This is a genomic window from Helicobacter baculiformis, assembly GCF_900197685.1.
GTDB lineage: Bacteria > Campylobacterota > Campylobacteria > Campylobacterales > Helicobacteraceae > Helicobacter > Helicobacter baculiformis.
Window position 1 is genome coordinate 1 of the sequence record NZ_FZMF01000016.1, and the last position, 2,029, is coordinate 2,029.

Sequence of the window (2,029 nt, forward strand, 5' to 3'; positions counted from 1 at the left end):
TGTTTGGCATGCTTGGGCTGATGTCTGTAGACATGTTAAGAGCAGATGGACAGGGTGATTCTAAAGTTAAGGTTCAGGATCGAGCAGCTCCGCCGGTCATAATAGGCGTGATGGGAGCTACAAGATTTATAGCCAAGAAAGTTGTTTCGCAAAAGGTGGCTAAAAAGATGGTGGAAAAGGGTAAGGCAGATGTGATGGCTCCCAATAGGGCTGTTGCTAAAAATATTGCGGGTAAAAAGCCTATCCGAGAGTTCAATGTACCCCAAAATGCAACAGAAAAAACTAAAATCTACACCCATTACCACACACATGATAGGAATGGCTCCCATGTGTGGTATGGGAAGCCAAGAAAGGATTGGTAGTATGTCAGAAGCATGTGTTGTAAAATCTAGGATGCGCCTCCCTTCCCTCCTTGAGAAAAGGGGCTATAATTTCTCAGAATGTTTTGAAGAGGGGTTTTACTTTTATATCCGCTATGTTCCCTGTGTCAAGCTAGAGGACGAGTTGCGCGCACTCGATTTAGTGCATACGCTCGTGTGTCAAGATTTCCAGGCTAGAGTGTTTTATTTACACCATAGACACATGCAAAGCGAAGGTTACATGATTAAAACTATGTTGCAGGATAGGACGCTGCGCCCTTTTAGAGCGTAGGGGTTATGCTCGCGCGCTATCTTCTCTCTATCTTCATCTACGCCCTAGGGGCTTCTATCCTTAGCGTAGGGCTGATGTTATGGGTTTATGAAAGCTCGGGCTCCATCGCCCAATTTGCCCAGCTGGGTTTTTTTATGATGTTCTCTTCTCTAGTTGCCCTGCCCTTTTTGCCCAAAGTGGGTGCGCTCATGGAGTCTTATAACCCCAAATTCAGCGTGCAAATTTTTCATCTCTGTTTGATCCCCACAAGTATTGCGCAATATCTCATCTTAAAAGCGCAGATGAATTTTTATTTTCTAATTCTGATCCTTGTCATTCATGGTGTAGGGGGGGCGTTGCTAGGACCAGCAAGCAAGAGCATACAAATGTCCTTTGCCACCTCTAAGAATTACGAACGAGTCAATGGTTTGATCAAAGCGTCCTATTATAGCGCCACTCTCATCGCCCCCATTCTAGCGGGGGTTTTATTAAAACCCTTGGGGATTGCCAATCTGGCCTTGATCCAGTAAGAATAGCGGTTCAAAACTAATAGCCCCAACCCCCAGCGCCTCTTTTTTGGGGGGGTTTAAGATTTTGCGATCCCACTCTATTTTTGCTTATGCCCTCTTTGCTCTCATCGTGAGTATCTTTGCTGGGATCGCCAATAAAATCATTTTACCCGTGAGCATTGATCTGTTTTCTTCTGAGACGACCGGGCTTTTAATAGGCTTGCTGACAGGGGGGTCTTTGCTGGGGAGCTTCATCATCTCAGCCATTGGCAATGTGGAGCGCAAGGTGCGCGCGCTGCTCTTGCTAAATCTCTTGCAAGGCTTTATACTCATCATCGCCTTTGTGTTGGTGCTGGCTAAAGTTTTGCCCATCAATTTTTGGGCGATCGTCCCCTTTTTAATCCTTTACAGCGTCCTAGAAGTGGTTGTTGAAGCCATCGATCTAGCCTATTGGCAATCTCAAGCCCCTGAAACACAAAGGGCTGTCTTTCTATCCTGGCATAGCATGAGCGCGTTGTTCTCTGGGTTTGTGGCATGGATTTTGATCACCCCCATTGTGGAGGGCGCAAAGACCTTAGGCAAGCATTTTTACCCCAACATGTCTTCTAATCACGACTACATTTTATTGTTTGCCATCATCTTTCTAGCTGTGGCTAATGTGGCAGCGGTGTTGGTGTTTTGGGGTTTTAAGCGCAAGATAACACGAAGCTAGTACGTTACAGACCCCCGCTGTTTGTGATAGAACCCATATTTGGACATGCCAAAAAAAATCAGTCCTGGTTTTTTGGCATTGGGGGGAGGTGGTGATCGTGCCTAGCTGTTGTGCCTAGCTCTAAGACTTCTTCTAGCTGTGGGACATCAAAGAGGATTTAAGCCTCAAAGATAGGGAG

At 45.9% G+C, this 2,029-nt stretch carries 3 protein-coding genes; all 3 read left to right on the plus strand.

Features of this window, described 5'->3' with window-relative positions; genetic code table 11:
* A partial coding sequence (locus tag C6G87_RS03865; RefSeq protein ID WP_158653086.1) for a hypothetical protein occupies window positions 1-362 on the plus strand: 362 nt, incomplete at its 5' end.
* Between the two features lie 294 nt (window positions 363-656).
* Window positions 657-1,160 carry an MFS transporter gene (locus tag C6G87_RS03875; RefSeq protein WP_104752229.1) on the plus strand — a complete coding sequence of 168 codons (504 nt, stop codon included), beginning with the start codon at window positions 657-659 and terminating at the stop codon, window positions 1,158-1,160.
* Between the two features lie 64 nt (window positions 1,161-1,224).
* Entirely contained in the window at window positions 1,225-1,851 is a 627-nt protein-coding gene (locus C6G87_RS03880; RefSeq protein ID WP_158653087.1) for a hypothetical protein, read from the plus strand.
* Window positions 1,852-2,029: the final 178 nt, after the last annotated feature.